This window comes from Achromobacter insolitus (assembly GCF_002209555.1).
GTDB lineage: Bacteria > Pseudomonadota > Gammaproteobacteria > Burkholderiales > Burkholderiaceae_B > Achromobacter > Achromobacter insolitus.
On sequence record NZ_NJIF01000003.1, the window covers coordinates 851,640 to 874,904 of the forward strand.

At 62.1% G+C, this 23,265-nt stretch carries 20 protein-coding genes; 9 read left to right on the forward strand and 11 right to left on the reverse strand.

The window, feature by feature from the left end:
• Nucleotides 1–8 precede the first annotated feature (8 nt).
• The 7 genes from cheW to flhD form a co-directional block, all read right to left on the reverse strand.
• The gene (cheW, locus tag CEY08_RS14130; protein ID WP_042793268.1) at nt 9–509 is read right to left on the reverse strand and encodes a chemotaxis protein CheW; all 501 of its coding nucleotides are present in this window, start codon (nt 507–509) and stop codon (nt 9–11) included.
• 16 nt (nt 510–525) lie between these two features.
• Nucleotides 526–2,676: a chemotaxis protein CheA gene (gene cheA, locus CEY08_RS14135; RefSeq protein ID WP_076813030.1), complete on the reverse strand. Its 2,151-nt coding sequence runs from the start codon at nt 2,674–2,676 to the stop codon at nt 526–528.
• Between the two features lie 29 nt (nt 2,677–2,705).
• Nucleotides 2,706–3,086 carry a response regulator gene (locus CEY08_RS14140; protein WP_042793266.1) on the reverse strand — a complete coding sequence of 127 codons (381 nt, stop codon included), beginning with the start codon at nt 3,084–3,086 and terminating at the stop codon, nt 2,706–2,708.
• A 2-nt stretch (nt 3,087–3,088) separates the two neighbouring features.
• Nucleotides 3,089–4,078, reverse strand: coding sequence for a flagellar motor protein MotB (motB, locus tag CEY08_RS14145; RefSeq protein ID WP_042793264.1), 990 nt, complete (start codon nt 4,076–4,078; stop codon nt 3,089–3,091).
• A gap of 11 nt (nt 4,079–4,089) precedes the next feature.
• Nucleotides 4,090–4,965: a flagellar motor stator protein MotA gene (gene motA, locus CEY08_RS14150; protein ID WP_042793263.1), complete on the reverse strand. Its 876-nt coding sequence runs from the start codon at nt 4,963–4,965 to the stop codon at nt 4,090–4,092.
• Nucleotides 4,966–5,310: 345 nt separating this feature from the next.
• Complete coding sequence (flhC, locus tag CEY08_RS14155) at nt 5,311–5,892, reverse strand: flagellar transcriptional regulator FlhC (protein WP_063642543.1); 582 nt, start codon at nt 5,890–5,892, stop codon at nt 5,311–5,313.
• A gap of 31 nt (nt 5,893–5,923) precedes the next feature.
• Nucleotides 5,924–6,247, reverse strand: coding sequence for a flagellar transcriptional regulator FlhD (gene flhD / locus CEY08_RS14160; protein WP_013393369.1), 324 nt, complete (start codon nt 6,245–6,247; stop codon nt 5,924–5,926).
• Between the two features lie 432 nt (nt 6,248–6,679).
• Here flhD and CEY08_RS14165 point away from each other — a divergent pair, with 432 nt between their 5' ends.
• Entirely contained in the window at nt 6,680–7,435 is a 756-nt protein-coding gene (locus tag CEY08_RS14165) for an RNA polymerase sigma factor FliA (protein ID WP_076813027.1), read from the forward strand.
• A 496-nt stretch (nt 7,436–7,931) separates the two neighbouring features.
• A complete protein-coding gene (locus CEY08_RS14170; RefSeq protein WP_076813024.1) occupies nt 7,932–9,131 on the forward strand; it encodes a FliC/FljB family flagellin in 1,200 nt (399 codons plus the stop codon).
• Between the two features lie 162 nt (nt 9,132–9,293).
• Here CEY08_RS14170 and CEY08_RS14175 read toward each other — a convergent pair whose 3' ends face one another.
• Nucleotides 9,294–10,907, reverse strand: coding sequence for a class I SAM-dependent methyltransferase (locus CEY08_RS14175; protein WP_162726346.1), 1,614 nt, complete (start codon nt 10,905–10,907; stop codon nt 9,294–9,296).
• A gap of 285 nt (nt 10,908–11,192) precedes the next feature.
• On the opposite strand from CEY08_RS14175, the gene CEY08_RS14180 reads away from it, so the two are divergent.
• The 4 genes from CEY08_RS14180 (at nt 11,193) to CEY08_RS14195 (ending at nt 13,350) form a co-directional block, all read left to right on the forward strand.
• Nucleotides 11,193–12,023, forward strand: a complete 831-nt coding sequence (locus CEY08_RS14180; protein WP_076813019.1) for a hypothetical protein — start codon at nt 11,193–11,195, stop codon at nt 12,021–12,023.
• Between the two features lie 353 nt (nt 12,024–12,376).
• Nucleotides 12,377–12,736 (forward strand): type II toxin-antitoxin system RelE/ParE family toxin, encoded by a 360-nt coding sequence (locus tag CEY08_RS14185; protein WP_076813015.1) that lies wholly within the window; start codon nt 12,377–12,379, stop codon nt 12,734–12,736.
• Nucleotides 12,733–13,053, forward strand: a complete 321-nt coding sequence (locus CEY08_RS14190) for a helix-turn-helix domain-containing protein (protein ID WP_076813012.1) — start codon at nt 12,733–12,735, stop codon at nt 13,051–13,053. The genes CEY08_RS14185 and CEY08_RS14190 overlap by 4 nt, the downstream gene beginning before the upstream one ends.
• A 102-nt stretch (nt 13,054–13,155) precedes the next feature.
• The gene (locus CEY08_RS14195) at nt 13,156–13,350 is read left to right on the forward strand and encodes a putative motility protein (protein WP_063642554.1); all 195 of its coding nucleotides are present in this window, start codon (nt 13,156–13,158) and stop codon (nt 13,348–13,350) included.
• A gap of 118 nt (nt 13,351–13,468) precedes the next feature.
• On the opposite strand, the gene lpdA is transcribed toward CEY08_RS14195, so the two are convergent.
• From lpdA to aceE, 3 genes are read right to left on the reverse strand one after another with little or no spacing between them, the layout of a single operon-like run.
• The gene (gene lpdA / locus CEY08_RS14200; protein WP_076813009.1) at nt 13,469–15,253 is read right to left on the reverse strand and encodes a dihydrolipoyl dehydrogenase; all 1,785 of its coding nucleotides are present in this window, start codon (nt 15,251–15,253) and stop codon (nt 13,469–13,471) included.
• 12 nt (nt 15,254–15,265) lie between these two features.
• On the reverse strand, nt 15,266–16,930 hold the full coding sequence (gene aceF, locus CEY08_RS14205; RefSeq protein WP_076813006.1) for a dihydrolipoyllysine-residue acetyltransferase: 1,665 nt from the start codon (nt 16,928–16,930) through the stop codon (nt 15,266–15,268).
• A gap of 12 nt (nt 16,931–16,942) precedes the next feature.
• Nucleotides 16,943–19,651: a pyruvate dehydrogenase (acetyl-transferring), homodimeric type gene (aceE, locus tag CEY08_RS14210; protein ID WP_063642557.1), complete on the reverse strand. Its 2,709-nt coding sequence runs from the start codon at nt 19,649–19,651 to the stop codon at nt 16,943–16,945.
• A gap of 353 nt (nt 19,652–20,004) precedes the next feature.
• On the opposite strand from aceE, the gene CEY08_RS14215 reads away from it, so the two are divergent.
• From CEY08_RS14215 to folD, 3 genes are read left to right on the forward strand one after another with little or no spacing between them, the layout of a single operon-like run.
• Complete coding sequence (locus CEY08_RS14215; protein WP_013393358.1) at nt 20,005–21,759, forward strand: PAS domain-containing sensor histidine kinase; 1,755 nt, start codon at nt 20,005–20,007, stop codon at nt 21,757–21,759.
• Entirely contained in the window at nt 21,756–22,382 is a 627-nt protein-coding gene (locus tag CEY08_RS14220; RefSeq protein WP_042793256.1) for a response regulator transcription factor, read from the forward strand. Before CEY08_RS14215 ends, CEY08_RS14220 begins: the two co-directional genes overlap by 4 nt.
• Entirely contained in the window at nt 22,379–23,230 is an 852-nt protein-coding gene (gene folD / locus CEY08_RS14225) for a bifunctional methylenetetrahydrofolate dehydrogenase/methenyltetrahydrofolate cyclohydrolase FolD (RefSeq protein ID WP_042793255.1), read from the forward strand. The genes CEY08_RS14220 and folD overlap by 4 nt, the downstream gene beginning before the upstream one ends.
• Nucleotides 23,231–23,265 lie beyond the last annotated feature (35 nt).

Sequence of the window (23,265 nt, forward strand, 5' to 3'; positions counted from 1 at the left end):
CGATCCGATCAGGATGCGACCTTCTCCACCAGCGCCATTTCATCGCTGGTCATCATTTTTTCGATATCCACCAGGATCAGCATGCGTTCGTCCACCGTGCCCAAGCCGGTCAGGTATTCCGTGGACAGGGTGGCGCCGAATTCCGGCGCCGGACGGATCTGGCCCGAATTGAGCATCAGCACGTCGGACACGCCATCCACCACGATACCGACGACGCGGCGGTCGAGGTTCAGGATGATGACCACGGTCTGCTCGTTGTAGTCGACGCGGCCCAGGTTGAACTTGATACGCAGGTCGACGATAGGAACGATGATGCCGCGCAGGTTCGTGACGCCCTTGATGAACGGCGGAACATTTGCAATGCGGGTCACCGTGTCGGCGTCGTAGCCACGGATTTCCTGAACCTTCAGGATATCGATGCCGTACTCTTCGTCGCCCAGCGTGAAGACCAGGAACTCGCTGCCGACATCTTCGTTGCGCGCGGATTGCGCTTGCGGTTTGGCTGCCATGAGGTTTATTTCTCCATCAATTCAGAATGGCTTCGGGCTGCGACCAACGCTCGCGGTTGGCGCGCGCAAGCGCAAATACGTCGACGATCAGGGCCACGCTGCCATCGCCGAGGATGGTGGCTGCGGAAATCCCTGGCACCTTGCGGTAATTCGATTCCAGATTCTTCACCACGACCTGATGCTGACCGATAAGGTGATCCACCAGCAACGCGAAACGGCGGTCCTCCGCTTGCATGATGACCGCGATAGCCTGCGTGGGATCCGTCTGGGCATCTTCCACCGAGAACACACGGTGCATTTCGACCAGCGGCAGGTACTCGCCGCGCACATGCATCACACGTTCATTGCCCGCCACCGAATAGATCTGGTCGTTGGTGGGCTGCAGTGATTCAGTCACGTGGTTCAGCGGCAAGATGAAGGTTTCCTCGCCCACGCGCACCGACATGCCGTCCAGGATCGCCAGCGTCAACGGCAATACGATGCGCGTCGTGGTGCCGTTGCCCGGCTCGCACGAGAGCTGCACGTGGCCGCCCATGTCCTGGATGTTCCGACGCACCACGTCCATGCCCACGCCACGGCCGGAAATGTCCGTGACCTTTTCGGCCGTGGAGAAACCCGGCGCGAAGATCAGCTGCCAGATTTCATCGTCCGGTGAATTTTCGTTGACCGCCAGGCCTTGCGCGATCGCCTTCTTCAGGATCTTTTCGCGGTTCAGGCCGCCACCGTCATCGCTGACTTCGATGACGATATTGCCGCCATTGTGCTGAGCGGACAACACCAGTTGTCCGACCGGATCCTTGCCTGCAGCGATGCGTTTTTCGGGTGTTTCGATGCCGTGATCCAGGCTGTTGCGCACTAGGTGCGTCAGCGGATCGATGATACGTTCGATGAGACTCTTGTCCAGCTCGGTCGCGCGGCCATGCGTCTGCAGTTCGATCTGCTTGCCCATCTTGCTGGCGATGTCTCGCACCAGGCGCGGGAAACGGCTGAAGACGTAGTCCATGGGCATCATCCGGATGGACATGACCGCTTCCTGCAGGTCGCGGGCATTGCGCTCCAGTTGCTCCATGCCGTTGAGCAAGCGATCATGCAGCACCGGATCGAGCGTGGACGCGGTCTGCGCCAGCATTGCCTGCGTGATGACCAGCTCACCCACCAGATTGATCACCTGGTCGACTTTCTCGACGCCTACACGGATCGAGGTCGACTCCTTGTCCGCATGCGCAGGGGCTGCGGCGGCTGGACGGGCGGCACGGGTCGCTTGCGTGATCGCCTCGGCGGCAGCCGCGGACTCGACCACTGCGGGTGCCTGCGGAGCCGGAGCCGCGGCAGGCGCAGGAGTGGCGGCAGGCGCAGGAGTGGCGGCAGGCGCGGCGGCCGCCACCGGCGCAAGGGCCGCGGCCGGAGCAGCTTCGTGGCCGATTTCGAGCTGGTCGCCGTCGACGATGAAGCAGCAGACGGCCTCGATATCGTCCGGCGTGCAGGTACTGTCCATCCATACGGTCAGCGCGCCATCGGCGCGCTCGCTGGCTTTGACGTTGCCGAGATTGCCCATTTCCTCGAGCAAGGAAGCTGCGTCCTTGTCCGAAACCTTGGTAATGCGCACGCGCAACGGCAGTGTGCCGGTTTCTGCGGCCTGAGCCTGCGGCGCGGCCGCGGGTTCGGAACTTGGCACCGGAGCCGCCTGCGCCGGGGCCTGAACCTGAACCGGCGGCGGGGTCGCAGGCGCGGGAGCTTGTGCCGGCGCGGATTCTGCGGCGGGATCCTTATGCTCCAGCGCAAGCTGCCTCAACACGGCGCAGATACGCTCAAACACGGCTTCATCGGGCTCTTCGGAGGCCCGATAGGCATCCAGTTGGCTTTTGAGCACGTCTTTCGTTTCCAAGAAAATATCGATCATGTCCGTGCGCAGCGCCATTTCGCCACGACGGATCGCGTCCAGGAGGTTTTCCAGCAAGTGGGTCGTGCCCGCCAGCTGCGTAAAGCAGCCGAACGTCGCCGCCCCACCCTTGATCGAGTGGGCCGCGCGGAAAATTGCGTTGAGCTGTTCGATGTCGGGCGCGCCCACATCGAGCTCAAGCAGCAATTGCTCCATTTGCGCGAGCAGCTCATCGGCCTCGTCGAAAAAGGTCTCGTAAAACTGACTGAGGTCCAAACCAGAACTCATGACCCGTACGCCTTCAAAAATGAACCTGCTTACGCGCCGGCCTGCTCGTCGAGCAGTTCAGACGCCAATTCCACCAGCACGTCGGGATCGACGGGCTTGGACAGCCAGCCGCAAACCCCAAGATCCCGGGCAGCCATCTTGCTATCCACGTCGTCTTCGGTGGTCAGCACCAGTACCGGCACATCCACGTATTCGTCTTCCTGGCGCAAACCCTGGATCAGCTCCAGCCCACCCATGACCGGCATGTTCCAGTCGCTGACCACCAGGTCCACGGGATGGCTGCGCGCCATTTCCAGCGCTTCCTGACCGTTGCCGGCCGTAAGAACCTTCCACCCCGCGCCCGTCAACGTCGCCTGGACGATCATCCGCATCGTCGCCGAGTCGTCCGCCACAAGAATCGTTGCCGCCATTGCTATCGAACCCCTTCCGCGGACGGGTTGTTCTCCGTCTCGCCTGGTTTGGTTGCCGTCGTGGCCTGGGCCGCGGCTCGCGCCGCTTCCACCGCCGTTCCCACCTCGCGAGCATCCTTTGCGCTGACATCCGCGGCTGCGGCGTTCTCGCTTTCGATGCGCCGTTGGGTGCTCAGATTGAGCACCACGAGGCTGATACGTCTATTAACGGCCGCGTACGGGTCATCTTTAACGAGGCTCATGCTGGACGACAGCCCCTGGATACGCAGGACCTTGCTTTCGTTCATGCCGCCGGCCACCAACTCCTGCCGCGACGCGTTGGCACGGTCCGCCGAAAGCTCCCAGTTGCTATAGGCGCGTTCGCCGCGCGCATACTGCGAGGCGTCGGTGTGCCCCGAAATACTGACCTTGTTGGGCAATTCGTTCAGCACCGGCCCAAGTTCCCGCAGGATGTCACGCATGTATGGCTGCACTTCCGCACGGCCGGTAGCGAACATGGGACGGTTCTGGTTATCGATAATCTGGATACGCAAGCCCTCAGTGGTGAGGTCGATCAGCAGTTGCGGCCGGAAAGTCTTCAGCACGGGGCTGGTTTCGATAACGTTTTCGAGGCGCTTTTTCAAATTCTCGAGGCGATGCTGCTCGCGGCGCTCGGCATCGCCCATGGGCTGAGCCTCGACCCGGTTGCCCTGCGCGCGGCGCACATCGCCTTCGCTGCGCAAGGGGTCGCTGCCGCCGCCCGGCACCGCGCTGGTTTCGGCCGAACTGCTGGGCCCGCCCGTGATGGCCACGCGCAACGGCATGCGGAAGTACTCCGCTATACCCTTGAGCTCTTCGCGCGGCACGATGCTGACCAGCCACATCACCAGAAAGAACGCCATCATCGCCGTGATGAAGTCGGCGTAAGCGATTTTCCAGCTGCCCCCGTGGTGCCCGCCGCCATGGACCTTCTTGCGGCGGATCACCACACGGTGGTTGTTTACCGTGCTCATGGCCTGCTCCGTCAGGCCTTGCCGGGGGTCGCGGACTTGGCTTGCCGGACGTGCTCTTCCAGCTCACCGAAGGTCGGACGCACCGCGGAGAACAGCACCTTACGGCCAAACTCGACCGCCAGTTGGGGCGGATAACCGTTCATACTGGCCAACAGCGTGGTCTTGATGCATTCCAGAATCTTGGTGGCTTCGTCGCTGCGGCGCTCGACGCGCGAGGCCAGCGGACCAACGAAGCCGTAAGCCAGCAAAATCCCGAGGAAAGTGCCCACCATCGCCTTGGAAATCAGGTCACCCAGGATAGCGGGGGGCTGATCCACGGCGGCCAGCGCCTTGATCACGCCCAGCACCGCGGCCACGATACCGAAGGCCGGCAGGCCGTCGGCCATCTGCTGCAGGGCACGCACAGGCACCTCGCGTTCATGGCGGTAGGTCTCGATTTCCTCGTCCATGAGGGTTTCGATTTCGAACGAACTCATGTTGCCGCTGATCATGATGCGCAGGTAGTCCGTGATGAACTCCATGAGCTTGGCGTCTTTGGCGATGCGGGGATATTCACTGAAGATCGGGCTGGATTCAGGGTCCTCGATATGCGATTCGATCGCCATGAGGCCTTCGCGGCGCGCCTTGTTCAGCAGCACGTACAGGAGCGCCATCAGCTCCATGTATACGTCCTTGCCATAGCGTGAGCTCTTCAGCGTGTCCGGCAGCGCGGCCTTGACCAGCATCAGTGACTTCTTGCTGTTGCTGGCGAGGAAAGCTCCGAAGGCCGCCCCGAAGATCAAGGTGAGCTCGAACGGCTGGTACAGCGCGCCCAGGTGGCCGCCCAGCGCTATGAAGCTGCCGACGACCGACACGGCCACCACGAGAAAACCGATAACAATCAACACATCAGGCCCCTGCCAACGAAGTCAAAAAAAAGCCCCCACGCCGCGCCTTCGGCTTGCTGCCCCCCAAGGGGGCGTTTTTGCCTTGGGACGGCCCGGCGGCAAAAATGCCCCCACGCCGCGCCTTCGGCTTGCTGCCCCCAAGGGGGCTTTTTGCCTTGGGGCGGCCCGGCGGCAACAATGCCCCCCCCACGCCGCGCCTTCGGCTTGCTGCCCCCAAGGGGGCTTTTTGCCTTGGGGCGGCCCAGCGGCAAAACAACGGCGTCAATGATCCCCTGTTCCCCCCGGGCCAAAAAGGCGGGTTACGGGGGGTTTTCCAGGGCTTTTGATGTATTTGGATACCGCAGGTCAGAGCCGGGCGGTATTCGCAGTGGGCGCGGCACGGGTGCCGGCGCGCGCCTTGGCCGCGGCGCGTGTCTTGCCGGCGCGGGGTGGCGGACGGCAGATCGCGCACACGAAATCCGACTGGGGATCGTGGGCATGGGCAATGAAATGCCCCCCGCACTGGCGGCAGGCGGACATTTGCAGCATGCCGCTATCGAAAAATCGCACCAGCATCCAGGCGCGGGTGAAGCTCAGGACGGGCTCCGCGCCTTCGGCGGCATCGGTACCGGCGTTCTCGAGATAGAGGCGATACGCGTCGATGGTGGCGCGGATGCCCTTGCTGCTGGTGCGCGTATTCAGGAACGAATACACGTTATAGAAGAGCGAGGAATGGATGTTCGGCAGCCAGGTCATGAACCAGTCGACCGAGAAAGGCAGCATGCCCTTGGGTGGCGAGCAACCGCGGATTTCGCGGTACAGGCGCGCCAGGCGGTCGTGGCTGAGACTGGTTTCAGCCTCCAGCACCTGCAGCCGGGCTCCCAAAGTGATCATGGAGCTGGCAAGCAGGATGTCATCCGCTTCCTGCGAAACGCTCTTGGTGGCCATTACATGTGTTCCGGATGGAATGATCAGGCCGTCAGGCCAACTCTTCGACCGGCTGCTTGGCCAGCAGGATGGTTGCATGCGCTTGTTGCAGCGCACCACCCAGGACGTCATGGGTCAGGGCGGACAGCAGGCTGTAGTCGTCGAAGCGGAAGCGGCACAGAAGCGAGCTGGAGCTGGCGAGCTTGACCAGTTGGGCCGGCGACAGACGCATCAGGATGTCCGCGACTTCATTGCTGAACCCCAAGCGGAACATCGATGCCGCGTAATCGTCGCGCAGCATGCGTTGTGCCAGTAACAAATATGACAGATTCACTTCACGAATGTCTGTCAGCAATGAATTTTCGACTTGTTGCACGCCCAACTCCCTATTCCCTATCCCGCCGATGGGGGCTTGTGTAAGCAAAAGCTCGGGAAATCCCGCCGCTTTTGCATCCGATACACCTCGCATTGATGCGAAATGTATCATTTGTTCGCAATTTAAGTAAAATTTACCACAGGTGATGTCATTTTCTATGACTTATATGACAAAACTTTGTTGATGTTGCGCAACTTACCGTTTCAGATACAGCTTGACATAAAAATTTCAGACAAATTTACGTCAATTTGGCAAATAAGCATTCAAAACATTGCGTACTTTGAGGAATGAAATGCCCTTATTTGCCGACAATGGCACCTTGCAGATCACTCAATCCAGCTAGCTTTAGCGCAGCCGCGCGTTTGTCGACAATGTCGCGAATTGACAACAACCGACAACGCGTCACGATGGACACCGCCAGACATTCCCGCAATGCCCCACGCAGATGACAGCCTGGTCGAATATGCCCCGCTAGTGCGGAAGCTGGCCCTGCAATTGCTCGCCAGACTACCGGCCAGCGTAGAACTCGACGACCTGATACAGGCCGGCATGATCGGCCTGTTGGACGCCGTGCGCCGCTACCAGGAAACCGCGGACGCCCAGTTCGAAACGTATGCCACCACCCGCATCCGCGGCGCGATGCTGGACGAACTCCGCGGCCAGGACTGGTTGCCGCGCAGCGTGCGCGCCAAGGCGCGCAAGATCGAGCAGGCGATCCAGCAACTCGAACAGCGTTTGATGCGCGCGCCCAGCGAAGCCGAGATCGCGCAACAGCTCGCCATGCCGCTGGACGAGTACCAGACGCTACTGCACGACGCCCAAGGCGTGCAGATCGTGCATTACGAAGATTTCACTACTGAGTCCGACGCTGCCGGCGGCCCGTCCGACTGGGCAGCCGCCCTGAACCATGGGGCGGCCGGCGGTAATCCACTGGACTCGCTCTTGGCCGGCGACTTCCGCCAGGCGCTGATCCATGCCATCGACGCCCTCCCCGAGCGCGAAAAACTGTTGCTGTCGCTCTGTTACGAACAAGGGCTGAACCTGAAGGAAATCGGCGCGATCCTGAACGTGACCGAGGCGCGGGTGTGCCAGCTGCGGTCCCAGGCGACGGCGCGGATCCGGGCGAAGCTAAAGGAGCAGGCCTGGCAGGAATTGCCGCAAGATGGACAAATCGCGCAGGTGATTTAGGCCTGAGCGCATCCGCGCGCACCAGCAATCCGCTGCGCTCAACCGCCGCCGCCACGAAAGAAGTGCCAGCAAAACGGACGCAACGAGCGTCCGTTTTGCTTTGGGTGCCGAAAACACATCGACCGTTCCGGACGACGCCTGCCCACTTTCCTCCGGTGACAACGAGGATGGATGGCCCTATATAGAGGCCCGCCCCCCCGTAGATGGATAGCCCTATACCCAGCAAAGGGGTAGTCCTGACCCTCCCCCGACTTGGTCCCTCAACATGGGGGTCGGGCCTCACCCGCCGAGGCATGACCAGCGCGCCCGGGAAGAACAACAAGGTGGAAGAAAAATTTCGACTTTCGCGAAATAGCGCTAAAGATTGATTTTGGAGTGCCGTAATCCTGGCAACGGAGAGATTCCCAGACGCCAAGTCGACGAACTTTCCCGTTAACACCAGTGGGCGGCCTTGCTGCCCAGTTTGAAGAAGCCTTTCTTTCTTGGGAGCCTTAACATGGCTGCAGTTATCAATACCAACTACCTCTCGCTGGTTGCTCAAAACAACCTGAACAAGTCGCAATCGGCTCTGGGCAGCGCCATCGAGCGCCTGTCGTCGGGCCTGCGCATCAACAGCGCCAAGGACGATGCCGCCGGCCAGGCCATCGCCAACCGCTTCACCGCCAACGTCAAGGGCCTGACCCAAGCCGCCCGCAACGCTAATGACGGTATCTCGATCGCTCAGACGACCGAAGGCGCGTTGAACGAAATCAACAACAACCTCCAGCGCATCCGTCAGCTGTCGGTGCAAGCTGCGAACGGCACGAACTCCGGCTCCGACCTGAACTCGATCCAGGACGAAATCAAACAGCGTCTGGAAGAAATCGACCGCGTGTCGGCCCAGACCCAGTTCAACGGCGTGAAGGTCCTGGCCAAGGACAGCACCCTGAAGATCCAGGTTGGCGCCAACGACAACGAAACGATCGACATCGATCTGAAGGAAATTACCGCTGCCAAGCTGAACCTTCAAGGCTTCAACGTCAACGGCGTCAATGATTCCGCCGGCGCTCCGGGCGCAGTGAGCGCAGGCCAACTCGCGGCCAATTACGGCGCCTCCACCAAGGTCACCGCAGTCAAGGTTACGCCGGGCACCTTCGCCGCCGACCTGGCATCGCGCCTCGGCGTCGCCGCCGGTAGCGTCACGCTGGGCGCCACCGCTGTCGAAGACGGCAATGGCAACTGGTTTGCCAAGGTCGACATCAAGGCTAACGGTGCCGCCGAATCGGCAGCACTGAAGGCTGCTGGCTTCGACATTGCCGACGCAGCGACTGAAACCTACTACATGGCTCTGAACCCGCAATCGGCCACGTTTGCCGGCACGGACGCCAACATCGCCGTGGACGGCACGACCACGTCGTTCTCGTCGCTGGTGCAAGGCGCAACTTCGAACGCGCTGAAGACCCTGGATACGGCGTTGTCGGACGTGGATTCGCTGCGCAGCTCGCTGGGCGCACTGCAAAACCGTTTCGAATCGACCGTTGCCAACCTGAACAACACGATCACGAACCTGTCCGCTGCTCGTTCGCGCATCGAAGATGCGGACTACGCGACCGAAGTGTCGAACATGACCAAGAATCAGATCCTGCAACAGGCCGGCACTTCGGTCCTGGCCCAGGCCAACCAAGTTCCGCAAAACGTGCTGTCGCTGTTGCGCTAAGCAACTGATCAAACCATGTGGGGTAAAACCCACATGGTTTAGACAACAAAACGCCCGATCGCGTTACCGCGCATCGGGCGTTTTTTCATATTTGAATAGGTTCCTAAAAGGGCCTGTTAGTGGCCCGAGCATATAACCACAACAACCCTTAAAAGACTATGGTCAACACAAACGCAATGCAAGGCGCCGCAGAGTTTCCAGTAGAGCTTGGACTACTCGCTGAGCCGTAGCATCAAGGTTACGTTGCCCGACCAAGGATTCACCATCAGGCCCAGACACCTTGCCACGCTGCCAAGCCTCACACAACAACCGAGCCAATGCGGTTACATTGCGTTTTCCATCAATCTGCTGCATCACCCATGCCTGCATGGCATTGGGGCGCCAGCGTACCGTGCAATGCCATAGATTCGCCAGCGCAACGTGCTCTACGCCCGTGCGTGCATTACTGTCCAGCAGAGCTACGGCCCCCGGTATTAGGGTGGGAGCTGCATCGAGTTCGACATCATCGTAAGGCGTTGGGTCCTGCACCAGCAGCAAGCGTCCCCATTCGGCCAAGCGCAACCATGCCTTTTTCACCTCAGCTTCCGGCAAACCGGTGCGACTCGCCAAATCGGCTATTGGCACCGACCGTGGCCAAGCTTGCGATAGCACGTCGACAACTTGCAAGATCACCGTATCATCGGTGCTCAACAGCGTGCCCTCAGTGTCGTACAGCCATTGCATACCAGGCTGCACTGCTCCATTGGCAGGCGGCTCGGTCTTGGTGAAAATAGCCGCCGCGCGAAGATGGGTCGCCTGTGAAAAATCGGGCTGAACAAGAATCTCCTCGTGGCGCCGCTGATGCACCAACAGGCTCCGACGGAAATTCTGGCCCACTAGAAAATCAAGGTACTGCTGGCGCATCAGTTTTGGTTGACCGATGGCGATAAGGCTCAGGTTGAGCTGTACGTTCTGCCCATAGTTGGCGGCACTTTCCAAAGACGCGTACGCATCCCCCAAGTAGGACATGCCGTTGCGCATGGCCAGGTCGGCGAACTCCACCAGATAACATGGCGCATTAAAGCCCTCCAAGTACTCGTGCTCTAGGTAGTAATCGGGCAGAGTATCCAGCTGATTCAATACCGTGGCCATACCACCACGTAGTGGATTCGCGGCCGCCATTCCATCCTGAAACATGCGCACCACCGCTCGTGCGGACTCCATGCGTTCATTTGCAGTCTTTGCTCCATGGGAATGCAAGGTAATAGCGTCACGCACGATATCCCCCGCCTTCCAGCCCGGATATGTGTTGTAGCTGATATAGGCCACCCCGTCCTCGGTTAGATGAGTCTGGCACAACCTCACCAACGCATCACGCACGGCCGGCGGCACCCAGCTGAACACGCCGTGCGCAATGATGTAATCGAACTTGCCAAATTCAGGGCCGATGTCAGTCAGGCTCATCGCCTGCAGTGTCATGTTTGTCACGCCCAGCCGCTCGAGCACCTGTCGCCCCTGCTCGATTTGCACCGGCGACAAATCGACACCGATCACCTCTGCCTCAGGATAGGCCAAGGCAAACGGCAGAATATTCCCACCAGCGGCGCAGCCGACCTCCAGCACGCGCGCCCGATGCGGCGCGGGCGCCGAGATGCCATACAGGCGCGCAGCAGCCCGGATTTGCGCAGGGGATGAATAAGAAAACGCCTCCGAGGCATAGGGCCGCTCGTCATAGTGACGGGCGATCTGCTGGTCGACGCTGTCGTCGTCGGACGAAACGGTGGTAGTGGCGTCCACGGGAACTCCTGAAAGCATGGGCGGAAAAATGGAACAGCCACCTTAACAGCCCAATCTACAAGAAAATCCGGGGAATAACGGCCAAATCGACGGGTAAACGAAGGGACTCGCGGTTTCCTCTCTCGCCTCAGGACTAAAGCCACTCGACGATAAGTTGAAGGTGCCAACGCCGAAACGCTCGCCAGTCTCAATTAACCGCCATTTCTTTGGACTATTCCTCCTATTCGAGACGCCCTATTGGTGCATACTTTCGACTGCAAGATATGTATCCATTGTTTTCACAACATGACCGCGACGCCCTCCGATCCACACGCTACGCAGCACGGCAGCACCCCGGATCCAGATACCCAGGCGCCGATGGATGCGCAGACCCAACGTCTGCGCGACGAGAACCGCGCGCTGCGCGAATTACTTGTTGCCCAGGCTCAGGCCACCCCTTCTCAGCAGGAGCCTGGCCCGCTGCGGCGGGTGATTTGGTGGTTGATTTCCGCGCCCGGCGCCGCGCTCGTCGGCTGGCGCGCGTTGGTCGGACGCGAAGACGGGCGACCGCTCACGGGCAAACGCGTGGGCTATGCCACGTTGACGGTGCTGTACACGCTGGCGATCTACGGAGCGCTGGTGCTATTGGTAGTGTCTTGGAGTTCGCCGAATACGACGTCTTCCAGTGCTACGACAGCCAGTCCGGTACGAGTACCGCTGCTCCCTCCGCCCCTAAACGGGGAATCCGTGTCGACACAGCCAGAGTCGGCACCGGTAGCCCCGTCGTTGCCGGCTGCGAAGTCGGAACCGGAGCCAGCAGCCTCGATACCCAAGTCGGAAGCCACATCCACCGAGCCACGCGTCGCCCCGCCTACGCAGCCTGAGCATGCGTCCATGCAAAGTGTAGCCACGAACGCGGGCGACGATCCTGGCACCGCGCCCAAATCCATCCTGCGCGTGACCGAGATCCCCGCAGAAAACCCTATGGCCTGGATTGACGAGCTGAAGAAAGAGTTAGCACGTTGCTCAACGATGGGTTTTTTCGAACGTCCAGACTGTTCGTGGGCCGCACGCAAGCAATTCTGCGAACCTAACCACGCATGGGGCACTATCAACGAGTGCCCAAACCGGCCCTGAGGGTACGAGCCTTCGCTAAGGAATCGCGTATGAGGGCAAACTTACTGAGTCTGAGCGGCGCTGAACGACCCTGATTCTGGCTTTCGCTAGCGGGTGAAAAACCACACCGATCAACGACACACAAATAACCGACGTCCAGCGCGCCAGTGCTGAAATCATCCCTATCTGCGAGCACGTCGGGTCATGAACATCCTATCCTGTCTGCTGCCCGGCTTTTTACGCTACGCAGACATGGACCTCACACACCGCATATATCTCCAGCCTCCACCGCAGCGCCGAGTCGTTCCGGCGGTCATTCAACGCACTGAAGCGAATGTTCAAGCATTGTTATTTATATCCGAACGGATATAATAATGAACAGAAAGCTGCTGTACTGGGAGGGCTCCGCCAAGAAGGACTTCAAGAAGTTCCCGATTGAAGTCCAGAAAGACATGGGCGTGGCACTATTCGTCGTTCAGCTTGGTGGCAAACCGGTTTCGGCCAAGGTCTGGAAAGGACTGGGACCGCGGGTGTATGAGCTGGTCGACGACTATCTTGGCGATACCTTCCGGGCGGTCTATACCTTGCGGGTGGGTGATGCGGTCCACGTGCTGCATGCTTTCCAGAAGAAGTCCAAATCCGGCATCGCCACACCGCAGCCGGATATCGAACTCATCGAAAAACGCTTGAAGGCCGTATTGGCCCGGCATGAGTCCGGCAGGAGTAAGCAATGACACGTAAAGACCATTCCCAAGGTACCGACAACGTCTTGGAGGACCTGGGGTTCGAAGACGCCGCCGAACTATCCGCCAAAGCGGCGTTGGCGCTCAAGCTCAATAAGCTGATCGACGAGCGCGGGCTCAGCCAGATCGACACCGCTACGCTTACCGGCATGACCCAGCCCAAGGTCTCGCAGGTTCGGCGCTACAAGTTGCAGAATATCTCGTTGGAGCGCCTGATGCGGGCATTGGTGTCACTGGACCAACACGTGGAGATCGTGGTGGAGCCGGCGCGACGGACGCATGCGCCAGGTATTACCGTCGCCGCCTGAAAATCGCATTTCTTTGCCAAGAATTCCGTGCATTAAGATGCGCTCCACGAGATAATTCGGCGTCGGCCTGTACCGCCTTCTACACACTAGGACACCCCCAGCATGGACGCTTCGATCAGCAGTACCGTCAATACCGCCCTGGCCTTGAATGACGCGAACCTCATGCAGGAAGTGCAGGCGCGCGTGCTGAAGAAGGCGATCAATGCGCAGGCGGATACGGCCCTGACCTTGATGCAGTCGCTACCCGTGCTGGCCGTGGACGCCACGCTGGGGTCGCGCATCGATACGCACGCCTGAGCGCAGCGCAGACCTGAACGCAGCGCACGCCTGAACGCAGCGCACAAAAAAAAGCGCCGGTCCCTATCCAGGGCCGGCGCTTTTGCTTTACCGGGCAGCAGCATGGCTGCCCGGCGCTTTACTTCTTCTTCATCGGCGGCAAGTCGGTGCAAACGCCTTCGGCCACTTCGGCCGCCATGCCTACCGACTCACCCAGGGTCGGGTGCGGGTGGATGGTCTTGGCGATGTCGACGACGTCGGCGCCCATTTCGACCGCCAAAGCCAGTTCGCTGATCAGGTCGCCAGCGTGGGTACCCACGATGCTGCCGCCCAGGATGCGATGCGTTTCGGCGTCGAAGATGAGCTTGGTGAAGCCTTCGTCGCGGCCATTGGCGATGGCGCGGCCGGAGGCGGCCCAGGGGAACACGCCCTTGTCGATCTTGATGCCCTGCTTCTTGGCTTCGTCTTCGGTCAGGCCCACCCAGGCCACTTCCGGATCGGTGTAGGCCACCGACGGAATGACGCGGGCGTCGAAGAACGACTTCTGGCCTGCGGCGGCTTCGGCGGCGACGTGGCCTTCATGCACGGCTTTGTGGGCCAGCATGGGTTGGCCGACGATGTCACCGATGGCGTAGATGTGCGGCACGTTGGTGCGCATCTGGCGATCGACTTCGATGAAGCCGCGGTCGGTCACGGCGATGCCTGCGCGGTCGGCGCCGATCTTCTTGCCGTTGGGGCTGCGGCCCACGGCCTGCAGCACCAGGTCGTAGCGCTGCGGTTCCTTAGGAGCGCCCTCGCCTTCAAAGGTGACGTAGATGCCGTCCTTCTTGGCTTCCGCGCCCACGGTCTTGGTCTTCAACATGATGTTGTCGAAGCGGTAGGCGTTCTTCTTCTGCCATACCTTGACCAGGTCGCGGTCGGCGCCCTGCATCAGGCCGTCCAGCATTTCCACGACGTCCAGGCGCGCGCCCAGCGTGGAGTACACCGTGCCCATTTCCAGGCCGATGATGCCGCCGCCGATGATGAGCATCTTCTTGGGCACTTCACGCAGCAGCAAGGCGCCGGTGGAGTCGACGATGCGGTCGTCCTGGGGCAGGAACGGCAGCTTCACCGATTGGCTGCCCGCGGCGATGATGGCTTGCTTGAAGCGCAGGGTCTGGGTCTTGCCGTCGGCGGCCTTGACCGTCAGGTGGTTCGGGTCGGCGAATTCGCCGACGCCATGCACCACGGTGACCTTGCGCGCCTTCGCCATGCCAGCGAGGCCTCCGGTCAGCTTGGCGACCACGCTGTCCTTGTAGCCGCGCAGCTTGTCCAGGTCGATCTTGGGCTCGCCGAAGCTGATGCCGTGGGCAGCCAGTTCGCGGGCTTCGTCGATGATGGCGGCGTTGTGCAGCAGCGCCTTGGACGGAATGCAGCCCACGTTCAGGCAGACGCCGCCGAGCGTGTCGTAGCGTTCCACCAGGACCACGGACAGGCCCAGGTCGGCAGCGCGGAAGGCGGCGGAATAGCCGCCGGGACCGGCGCCCAGCACGAGCATGTCGTACTCGCCGTCGGCCGAGCCCTTGAAGCTTGCCGCTGCAGGCGCTGCGGCCTGGGCGGCCGGAGCCTGCGCAGCCGGCTTCGGCGCCTCGGCAGCCTTGGGTGCTTCCTTCGGAGCTTCCTTGGCTGCCGGCGCGGCAGCGTCCGACGCTTCCACTTCCAGCACGACCGTGCCTTCGGCGACCTTGTCGCCGACCTTCACGTTGATGGACTTCACCACGCCGCCCTGCGACGCGGGGATTTCCATCGAGGCCTTGTCGGACTCGACGGTGATCAGGCTTTGTTCGGGCTTGATCGTGTCGCCCACGGCGACCAGCACTTCGATGACTTCGACTTCCTTGAAGTCGCCGATGTCCGGCACTTTGATTTGAACGGTATTGCTCATGGGGCTCCCCGTTTACAGCGCGATGCGGCGGAAGTCGGCCAGCAAGGCGCCCAGATAGGCGTTGAAGCGCGCAGCCGCGGCACCGTCGATGACGCGATGGTCGTAGGACAGCGACAGCGGCACGATCAGGCGCGGCACGAACTGCTTGCCGTCCCAGACGGGCTTGTGCGAGGAGCGCGACACACCCAGGATGGCCACTTCAGGAGCGTTGATGATGGGCGTGAACGAGGTGCCGCCGATGCCGCCCAACGAGGAGATCGAGAAGCAGCCGCCCTGCATTTCGGCGGGCGAGATCTTGCCTTCGCGCGCCTTCTTGGACAGGTCGGTCATTTCCTGGGCGATCTGCAGGATGCCCTTCTTGTCGGCATCGCGGATCACCGGCACCACCAGCCCATTGGGCGTGTCGGCGGCAAAGCCGATGTGGTAGTACTGCTTGAGCACCAGGTTGTCGCCGTCCAGCGAAGCGTTGAACTCGGGGAACTTCTTCAAGGCAGCGACCACGGCCTTGATCAGGAAGGCCAGCATCGTGACCTTGATGCCCGACTTCTCATTTTCCTTGTTAAGCGTGACGCGCAGCGCTTCCAGGTCGGTGATGTCCGCTTCGTCGTTGTTGGTGACGTGCGGGATCATGACCCAGTTACGGTGCAGGTTCGCGCCGGAAATCTTCTTGATGCGCGACAGCGGCTTGGCTTCGATGGGGCCGAACTTGGTGAAGTCGACCTTCGGCCACGGCAGGAGGCCCAGTGCAGCGCCATCGGCGGAACCGCCCGCGGCGGCCGCGGCCGGGCCGGCAGCCAAAGCCTGCTTGACGAAACCGCGCACGTCGTCGGCGGTGATGCGGTCCTTCGGACCCGAGCCCTTGACCTTGCTGAGGTTCACGCCCAGTTCGCGCGCGAACTTGCGCACCGAAGGCGAAGCGTGGGGCAATTGGCCGGGCTTGAGGTTAGCGTCTTCCAGCGCGGCAGCGGGTGCCGGACGCTGCGCGGCGGGCGCAGGCGCCGGCGCGACCTCTGCCTTGGCAGCGGGCGCGGCGGCGGCTTCGGCCTTGGCGGCAGGCGCGGGCGCGGCAGCGGCGGGCGCGGAGCCCTCCACCACGACGACGACTGAGCCCTTGGCGACCTTGTCGCCTACCTTGACCTTCACTTCCTTGACGACGCCGCCTTGGGAAGCGGGGATTTCCATCGAAGCCTTGTCGGACTCGACGGTGATCAGGCTTTGCTCGGCCTTGATCGTGTCGCCCACCGCGACCATGACTTCGATGACTTCGACTTCCTTGAAGTCGCCGATGTCCGGCACTTCGATGTTCACCGGGCCGGAGGCGGCAGCCGGGGCGGCCGGCGCGGCCGCGGCTGCCTGCTGCGGGGCAGCCTTGGCTTCGGCGTTGGGAGCCTCTTCCTTGGCGGGTGCGGCAGCCGGGGCGGCAGCTTCGCCCGCGCCCGACGCTTCTACTTCCAGCACGACCGTGCCTTCCGCAACCTTGTCGCCTACCTTTACGCTGATCGACTTCACCACGCCGCCTTGCGACGCGGGAATCTCCATCGAGGCCTTGTCGGATTCGACGGTGATCAGGCTTTGTTCGGCCTTGATCGTGTCGCCCACCGCCACCAGCACTTCAATGACTTCCACTTCCTTGAAGTCGCCGATGTCGGGAACCTTGATTTGCACGATGTTGCTCATGTCTCTTTACCCTCAGGCGTATTGCGGGTTGGCTTTGTTCGGATTGATGCCGTACTTCTTGATGGCTTCAGCCACCTTGGCGACCGGCACCTTGCCTTCGTCGGCCAGCGCGCGCAGCGCGGCGACCACGACGAAGTGGCGGTCCACTTCGAAGTGCTCGCGCAGCTTCGCGCGGAAATCCGAGCGGCCGAAACCGTCGGTGCCCAGCACCTTGTATTCGCGGCCCTTGGGCACGAACGGGCGGATCTGGTCGGCAAAGAGCTTCATGTAGTCGGTCGACGCGATGATCGGCCCTTCCGTCTTGGCCAGCTGTTCCGTGACGTAAGCCACCTGCGGCTTCTTCTCTTCGGGGTGCAGCATGTTGTGGCGTTCGGCGTCCAGGCCGTTACGGCGCAGTTCCGTGAAGCTGGTGACGCTCCACAGGTCCGAGGCCACGCCCCAGTCGGCTTCCAGCAGTTCTTGCGCGGCCATGACTTCGCGCAGGATCGTGCCCGAGCCCATCAGTTGCACGCGGTTCTTGCCCTTGCCGTGCGACTTGAGCTTGTACATGCCCTTGATGATGCCTTCCTCGTCGCCCTGGGTCAGACCGGGCTGCGGGTAGTTTTCGTTCATCACCGTCAGGTAGTAGTAGACGTTTTCCTGATCTTCCACCATGCGCTTCAGGCCATGCTGGATGATCACGGCCAGCTCATGGCCGAACGTCGGGTCGTACGACACGCAGTTCGGGATGGTGGACGCCAGGATGTGGCTGTGGCCGTCTTCGTGCTGCAGGCCTTCGCCGTTGAGCGTCGTGCGTCCGGCAGTGCCGCCCAGCAGGAAGCCGCGCGCCTGCATGTCGCCGGCTGCCCAGGCCAGGTCGCCAATGCGCTGGAACCCGAACATCGAGTAGTAGATGAAGAACGGGATCATGATGCGGTTGTTCGAGGAGTACGACGTGGCCGCCGCGATCCACGAGCTCATCGCACCCGCTTCGTTGATGCCTTCCTGCAGGAGCTGGCCGTCGGCCGCTTCCTTGTAGTACATGACCTGGTCCTTGTCGACCGGGGTGTACTTCTGGCCTTCCGGCGCGTAGATACCGATCTGGCGGAACAGGCCTTCCATGCCGAACGTGCGCGATTCGTCGGCCAGGATCGGTACGACGCGCGGACCCAGTTCCTTGTCGCGCAGCACCTGGTTGAGGATGCGCACGAAGGCTTGGGTGGTGGAGATTTCACGGCCTTCGGCGGTGGGCTCCAGGACGGCCTTGAAGGCTTCCAGCGCGGGAGCCTTGAGCTGCTCGTCGGCCTTGGCGCGGCGGTGCGGCAGATAGCCGCCCAGCGCGGCGCGGCGCTCGTGCAGGTACTTCATTTCGGGCGAATCGTCGGCCGGCTTGAAGTAAGGCAGATCGGCGAGCTTGTCGTCCGGGATCGGAATGCCGAAACGGTCGCGGAATTCGCGGATCGAATCCAGTTCCAGCTTTTTCTGCTGGTGGGTCGGGTTCTTGGCCTGGCCGACATGGCCCATGCCGTAGCCCTTGATGGTCTTGGCCAGGATGACGGTGGGCTGGCCCGTGTGGGTAGCGGCGGCGTTGAACGCGGCGTACACCTTGTGCGGGTCATGGCCGCCGCGGTTCAGGCGCCAGATGTCTTCGTCGCTCATGCGCGACACGGCCTCCAGCAGCTTGGGGTGCTTGCCGAAGAAGTGCTCGCGCACGAACTTGCCGTCATTGGCCTTGTACGCCTGGTACTCGCCGTCGACGGTCTCTTCCATGATCTGGCGCAGGATGCCTTCCTTGTCGTGCGCCAGGAGCGGATCCCAGTAGCCGCCCCAGATCAGCTTGATCACGTTCCAGCCCGAGCCGCGGAAGTCGCCTTCCAGCTCCTGGATGATCTTGCCGTTGCCGCGCACCGGGCCGTCCAGGCGCTGCAGGTTGCAGTTGATGACGAAAATCAGGTTGTCCAGCTTTTCGCGGGCAGCCAGGGCGATGGCGCCCAGCGATTCGGGTTCGTCCATTTCGCCGTCGCCGCAGAACACCCAGACCTTGCGCTTGCTGGTGTCGGCGATACCGCGGGCGTGCAGGTACTTCAGGAAGCGGGCCTGATAGATGGCCATCAGCGGGCCCAGGCCCATCGACACCGTCGGGAACTGCCAGAAGTCCGGCATCAGCTTCGGGTGCGGGTACGAGGACAGGCCCTTGCCGTCCACTTCCTGGCGGAAATGGTTCAGCTGGTCTTCGGTCAGGCGGCCTTCGAGGTAGGCGCGGCCGTACATGCCGGGCGAGGTGTGGCCCTGGAAGTACACCAGGTCGCCGCCGTGGTTTTCGTCTTCGGCGTGCCAGAAATGGTTCTGGCCGCAGCCGATCATGGTGGCCAGCGAGGCGAAGGAGGCGATGTGGCCGCCCAGGTCGCCGCCGTCCGGCGGGTTGTGCTTGTTGGCCTTGACCACCATGGCCATGGCGTTCCAGCGCACGTACGAGCGGATGCGCGATTCCAGCTCCAGGTTGCCCGGGTGGGCCGGCTCCAGGCCGGGGGGAATCGTATTGACGTACGCGGTGTTCGGCGAGAACGGGATATGGGCGCCGGAACGACGCGCTTCGTCGATCAGGCGTTCGAGCAGATAGTGGGCGCGCTGCGGTCCTTCACGATCAAGGACTGCCGCCAGGGCTTCGAGCCACTCCTGGGTTTCAAGGGTGTCTTCGTCGTTGGCGGCCTGTGCGGCGCCAGCCTGGGCGTAAGAGGACATCGTGTGTCTCCTGTTGGGTTTGTTCGTGACCGCACCCGCTTTACTTGTCTACTCGCGGACATTGCATGGTAGCCGGGATCATCCGGGCTACCATGTCAATGCATGGGGTCGGGGTGTTCTAGAGACCTGCTACTGGGTCGGTTCCCTATCAGCGGGCATTCTAAGAAAGAAGGTTAACCGGTCGCAAGAAAAATTTCATGTTGCGGTACGGCATTTCATAATGCGGAAAATTTAAAGCAAGCTGAACGCGTTGGCGTCATACTTTTAAGCAGGTACTCCAAAAGGACGAGTCGATTCCCGGCAAATCCCTGCCAACACGCACTAAAATGCGCGGTCTATCCGGCCCGAATTCCATGTCCAGCGCGCCCAAGTCCAATATTCCTACGCCGTTCCACGATCACGCCCGCACTCGCAGACGCGGGGTGTACTGGGTCACGCCAGCCATGGTGCTGATCCTCTATATCTGTGTAATGGCGGTGTTTTTCTGGCTGCAGCGCATCCATGACGACAGCGTCATGTTTGTCACCATTGACCAGGAAATGCGCCAGCAACGCCTGATCTGGGTGGTGCTGGCCCTGTCCTGCGTGATCGTCATCAGCCTCTTGATGCTGTGGCGCTATACCCGCTTTCGCTCGGCGGCCGAAGCGGCCCTGATCGCCGAAACCGGATTCCGCCGCGCCATGGAAAACTCCATGTCCACCGGCATGCGCGTGCTGGATATGGAAGGCCGCATCGCCTATGTGAATCCCGCGTTCTGTCGCATGATCGGCTGGAACGAGGCCGACCTCATCGGCCGCAGCCCGCCCTTCCCCTATTGGGTACCCGGCCGCCACGAACAGCATCAGCACACGCTGGACGTGCTGATGTCGGGCAAGACGCCCAGCAGCGGCCTGGAAGTCGAGGCACAGCGGCGCGACGGTTCGCGCTTCACGGCGCGCATGTATGTGTCCCCCCTGCTGGACCCCAACGGCAACCAGATCGGCTGGATGACCTCCATGACCGACATCACCGAACCCAAGCGCATCCGCGAGGCCCTGACGGCCGCGCACGAGCGCTTCATGACGGTGCTGGAAGGACTGGATGACGCCATCTCGGTCACCGCCGACACTCACGACGGCCTGGAGCTGCTGTTCGCCAACCGCACCTACCGCCGCGTGTTCGGCGCCCAGACCGGCGGCCACGACGAACTGCTGGCCGGCCGCCGCGGCCGTTTCACCGACGAATCCGTGGAAGTCTTCGCGCCGTCGGTGCAGCGCTGGTTCGAGGTGCACCACCGCATGCTGGCCTGGACCGACGGCCGCCGCGTGCGCATGCAGGTCGCGCGCGACATTACCGAGCGCCGCGTCCACGAGGAAGCCTCGCGCGTGCAGCAGGAGAAGATCCAGCTCACCAGCCGCCTGACCACCATGGGCGAAATGGCCTCGTCGCTGGCGCACGAACTGAACCAGCCGCTGACCGCCATCGCCAACTACAGCATGGGCGCCGTCGCCCTGGTCAAGGCCGGCCACACCAGCCCCAACATGCTGCTGCCCGCGCTGGAAAAGGCGGCCTCGCAGGCCGAACGCGCGGGCAAGATCATCAGCCGGATCCGCGAATTCGTGAAACGCAGCGAACCGCGCCGCCAGCGCGTCGCGATCAGCCGGATCGTCGACAACGCCATCGGCTTTGCCGAGATCGACGCCCGCAAGCGCCGCATCCGGATCGACCGGTTCGTGCCGTCGAATGCGCCGGACGTGCTGGCCGACCCCATCCTGATCGAGCAGGTCCTATTGAACCTGCTGAAGAACGGGCTGGAAGCCATGGAAAAGAGCGAATCCGACGAGCTGAAGGTCGCCGTGATCCTGCATGAACAGCACATCGAGGTTGCCGTGGTCGACCGCGGCCACGGCCTGGCCGAGCCCGAGCGCCTGTTCGAACCCTTCTTCAGCACCAAGACCCAGGGCCTGGGCATGGGGCTGAATATCTGCCGTACCATTATTGAATCGCATCACGGCCGCTTGTGGGCGGATCCCAATCCCGCCGGCGGCACCATTTTCCGCTTTACCCTGCCCTGCGCTGCACCCCAGTCGCAGGCCCAGAACGATCAGTCCGAGGAGTTGCACGCATGAACACGCCCCACCTGTCGAGCACGGTTTTCATTGTTGACGACGACGAAGCGGTCCGCGATTCGTTGCGCTGGCTATTGGAGGCCAATGGCTATCGCGTTCGCGCTTACGCCAGCGGCGAATCCTTCCTGGAAGACTACGACGCCAGCCAGGTCGGCGTGCTGATCGCCGACGTGCGCATGCCCGGCATGAGCGGCCTGGAACTGCAGGAACAATTGATCGCCCGCAACGCCCCGCTGCCCATCGTGTTCATCACCGGCCACGGGGACGTGCCGATGGCCGTGTCCACCATGAAGAAAGGCGCGGTCGACTTCCTGGAAAAGCCCTTCAATGAATCCGATTTGCGCGAGATCGTGGCGCGCATGCTGGAGCAGGCCACGCAGCGCGTGACCAAGCACCAGGCCCAGAAAGACCACGAAGCCATGCTGGCGCGCCTCACCGCGCGCGAGCAGCAGGTGCTGGAGCGCATCGTCGCGGGCCGCTTGAACAAGCAGATCGCCGACGACCTGGGCATCAGCATCAAGACCGTAGAGGCGCACCGCGCCAACATCATGGAAAAACTCGAAGTGACCACCGTAGCTGATTTGATGAAAGTGGCCCTGGCCAAACCCGAGGCGACCGCATGACCGCAAGGATTATCGACGGCGCGGCCCTCTCGGCGCGCATTCGCGAAGAAGCGGCCCAGCGCGTTGCCGCCCTGGCTGCCAAGGGCACCCGCCCCGGCCTGGCCGTGGTGCTGGTGGGTGAAGATCCCGCGTCCCAGGTGTACGTGCGCAACAAGGTTGCCGCCTGCGAAAAGGCCGGCCTGCATTCCGTCAAGGAGCAGTACCCCGCGGACATGACCGAGGCCGAACTGCTGGCCCGCATCGCCATCCTGAATCAGGACCCGACCATACACGGCATCCTGGTGCAGTTGCCGCTGCCCAAGCACATGGATTCCCACAAGGTCATCGAAGCCATCGCGGCCGAGAAGGATGTGGACGGCTTCCACATCAGCAACGCCGGCCTGCTCATGACCGGCCAGCCCTTGTTCCGCCCCTGCACGCCCTACGGCGTGATGAAGATGCTGGAATCGGAAGGCGTGACGCTGCGTGGCGCCGAGGCCGTGATCGTGGGCGCCAGCAATATCGTCGGCAAGCCCATGGCGATGCTGCTACTGCAGGCCGGCGCCACCATCACCATCTGCAATTCCAAGACGCGCGACCTGGCGGCCCAGACCCGCCGCGCCGACGTGCTGGTCGTCGCCACCGGCAAGCCCGGCATGATCGACGGCTCGATGATCAAGCCCGGCGCCGTCGTGATCGACGTGGGCATCAACCGCGGCGCCGACGGCAAGCTCTGCGGCGACGTGGACTTCGCCTCGGCCAAGGAAGTGGCAGGCGCCATCACGCCCGTCCCGGGCGGCGTGGGCCCCATGACCATCGCCATGCTGCTGGTCAACACCATCGAAGCGGCCGAACGCGCCGCGGCCTGACGGCCGGCGCGCCCGCGGCCGGCCTGGCCGCGGGA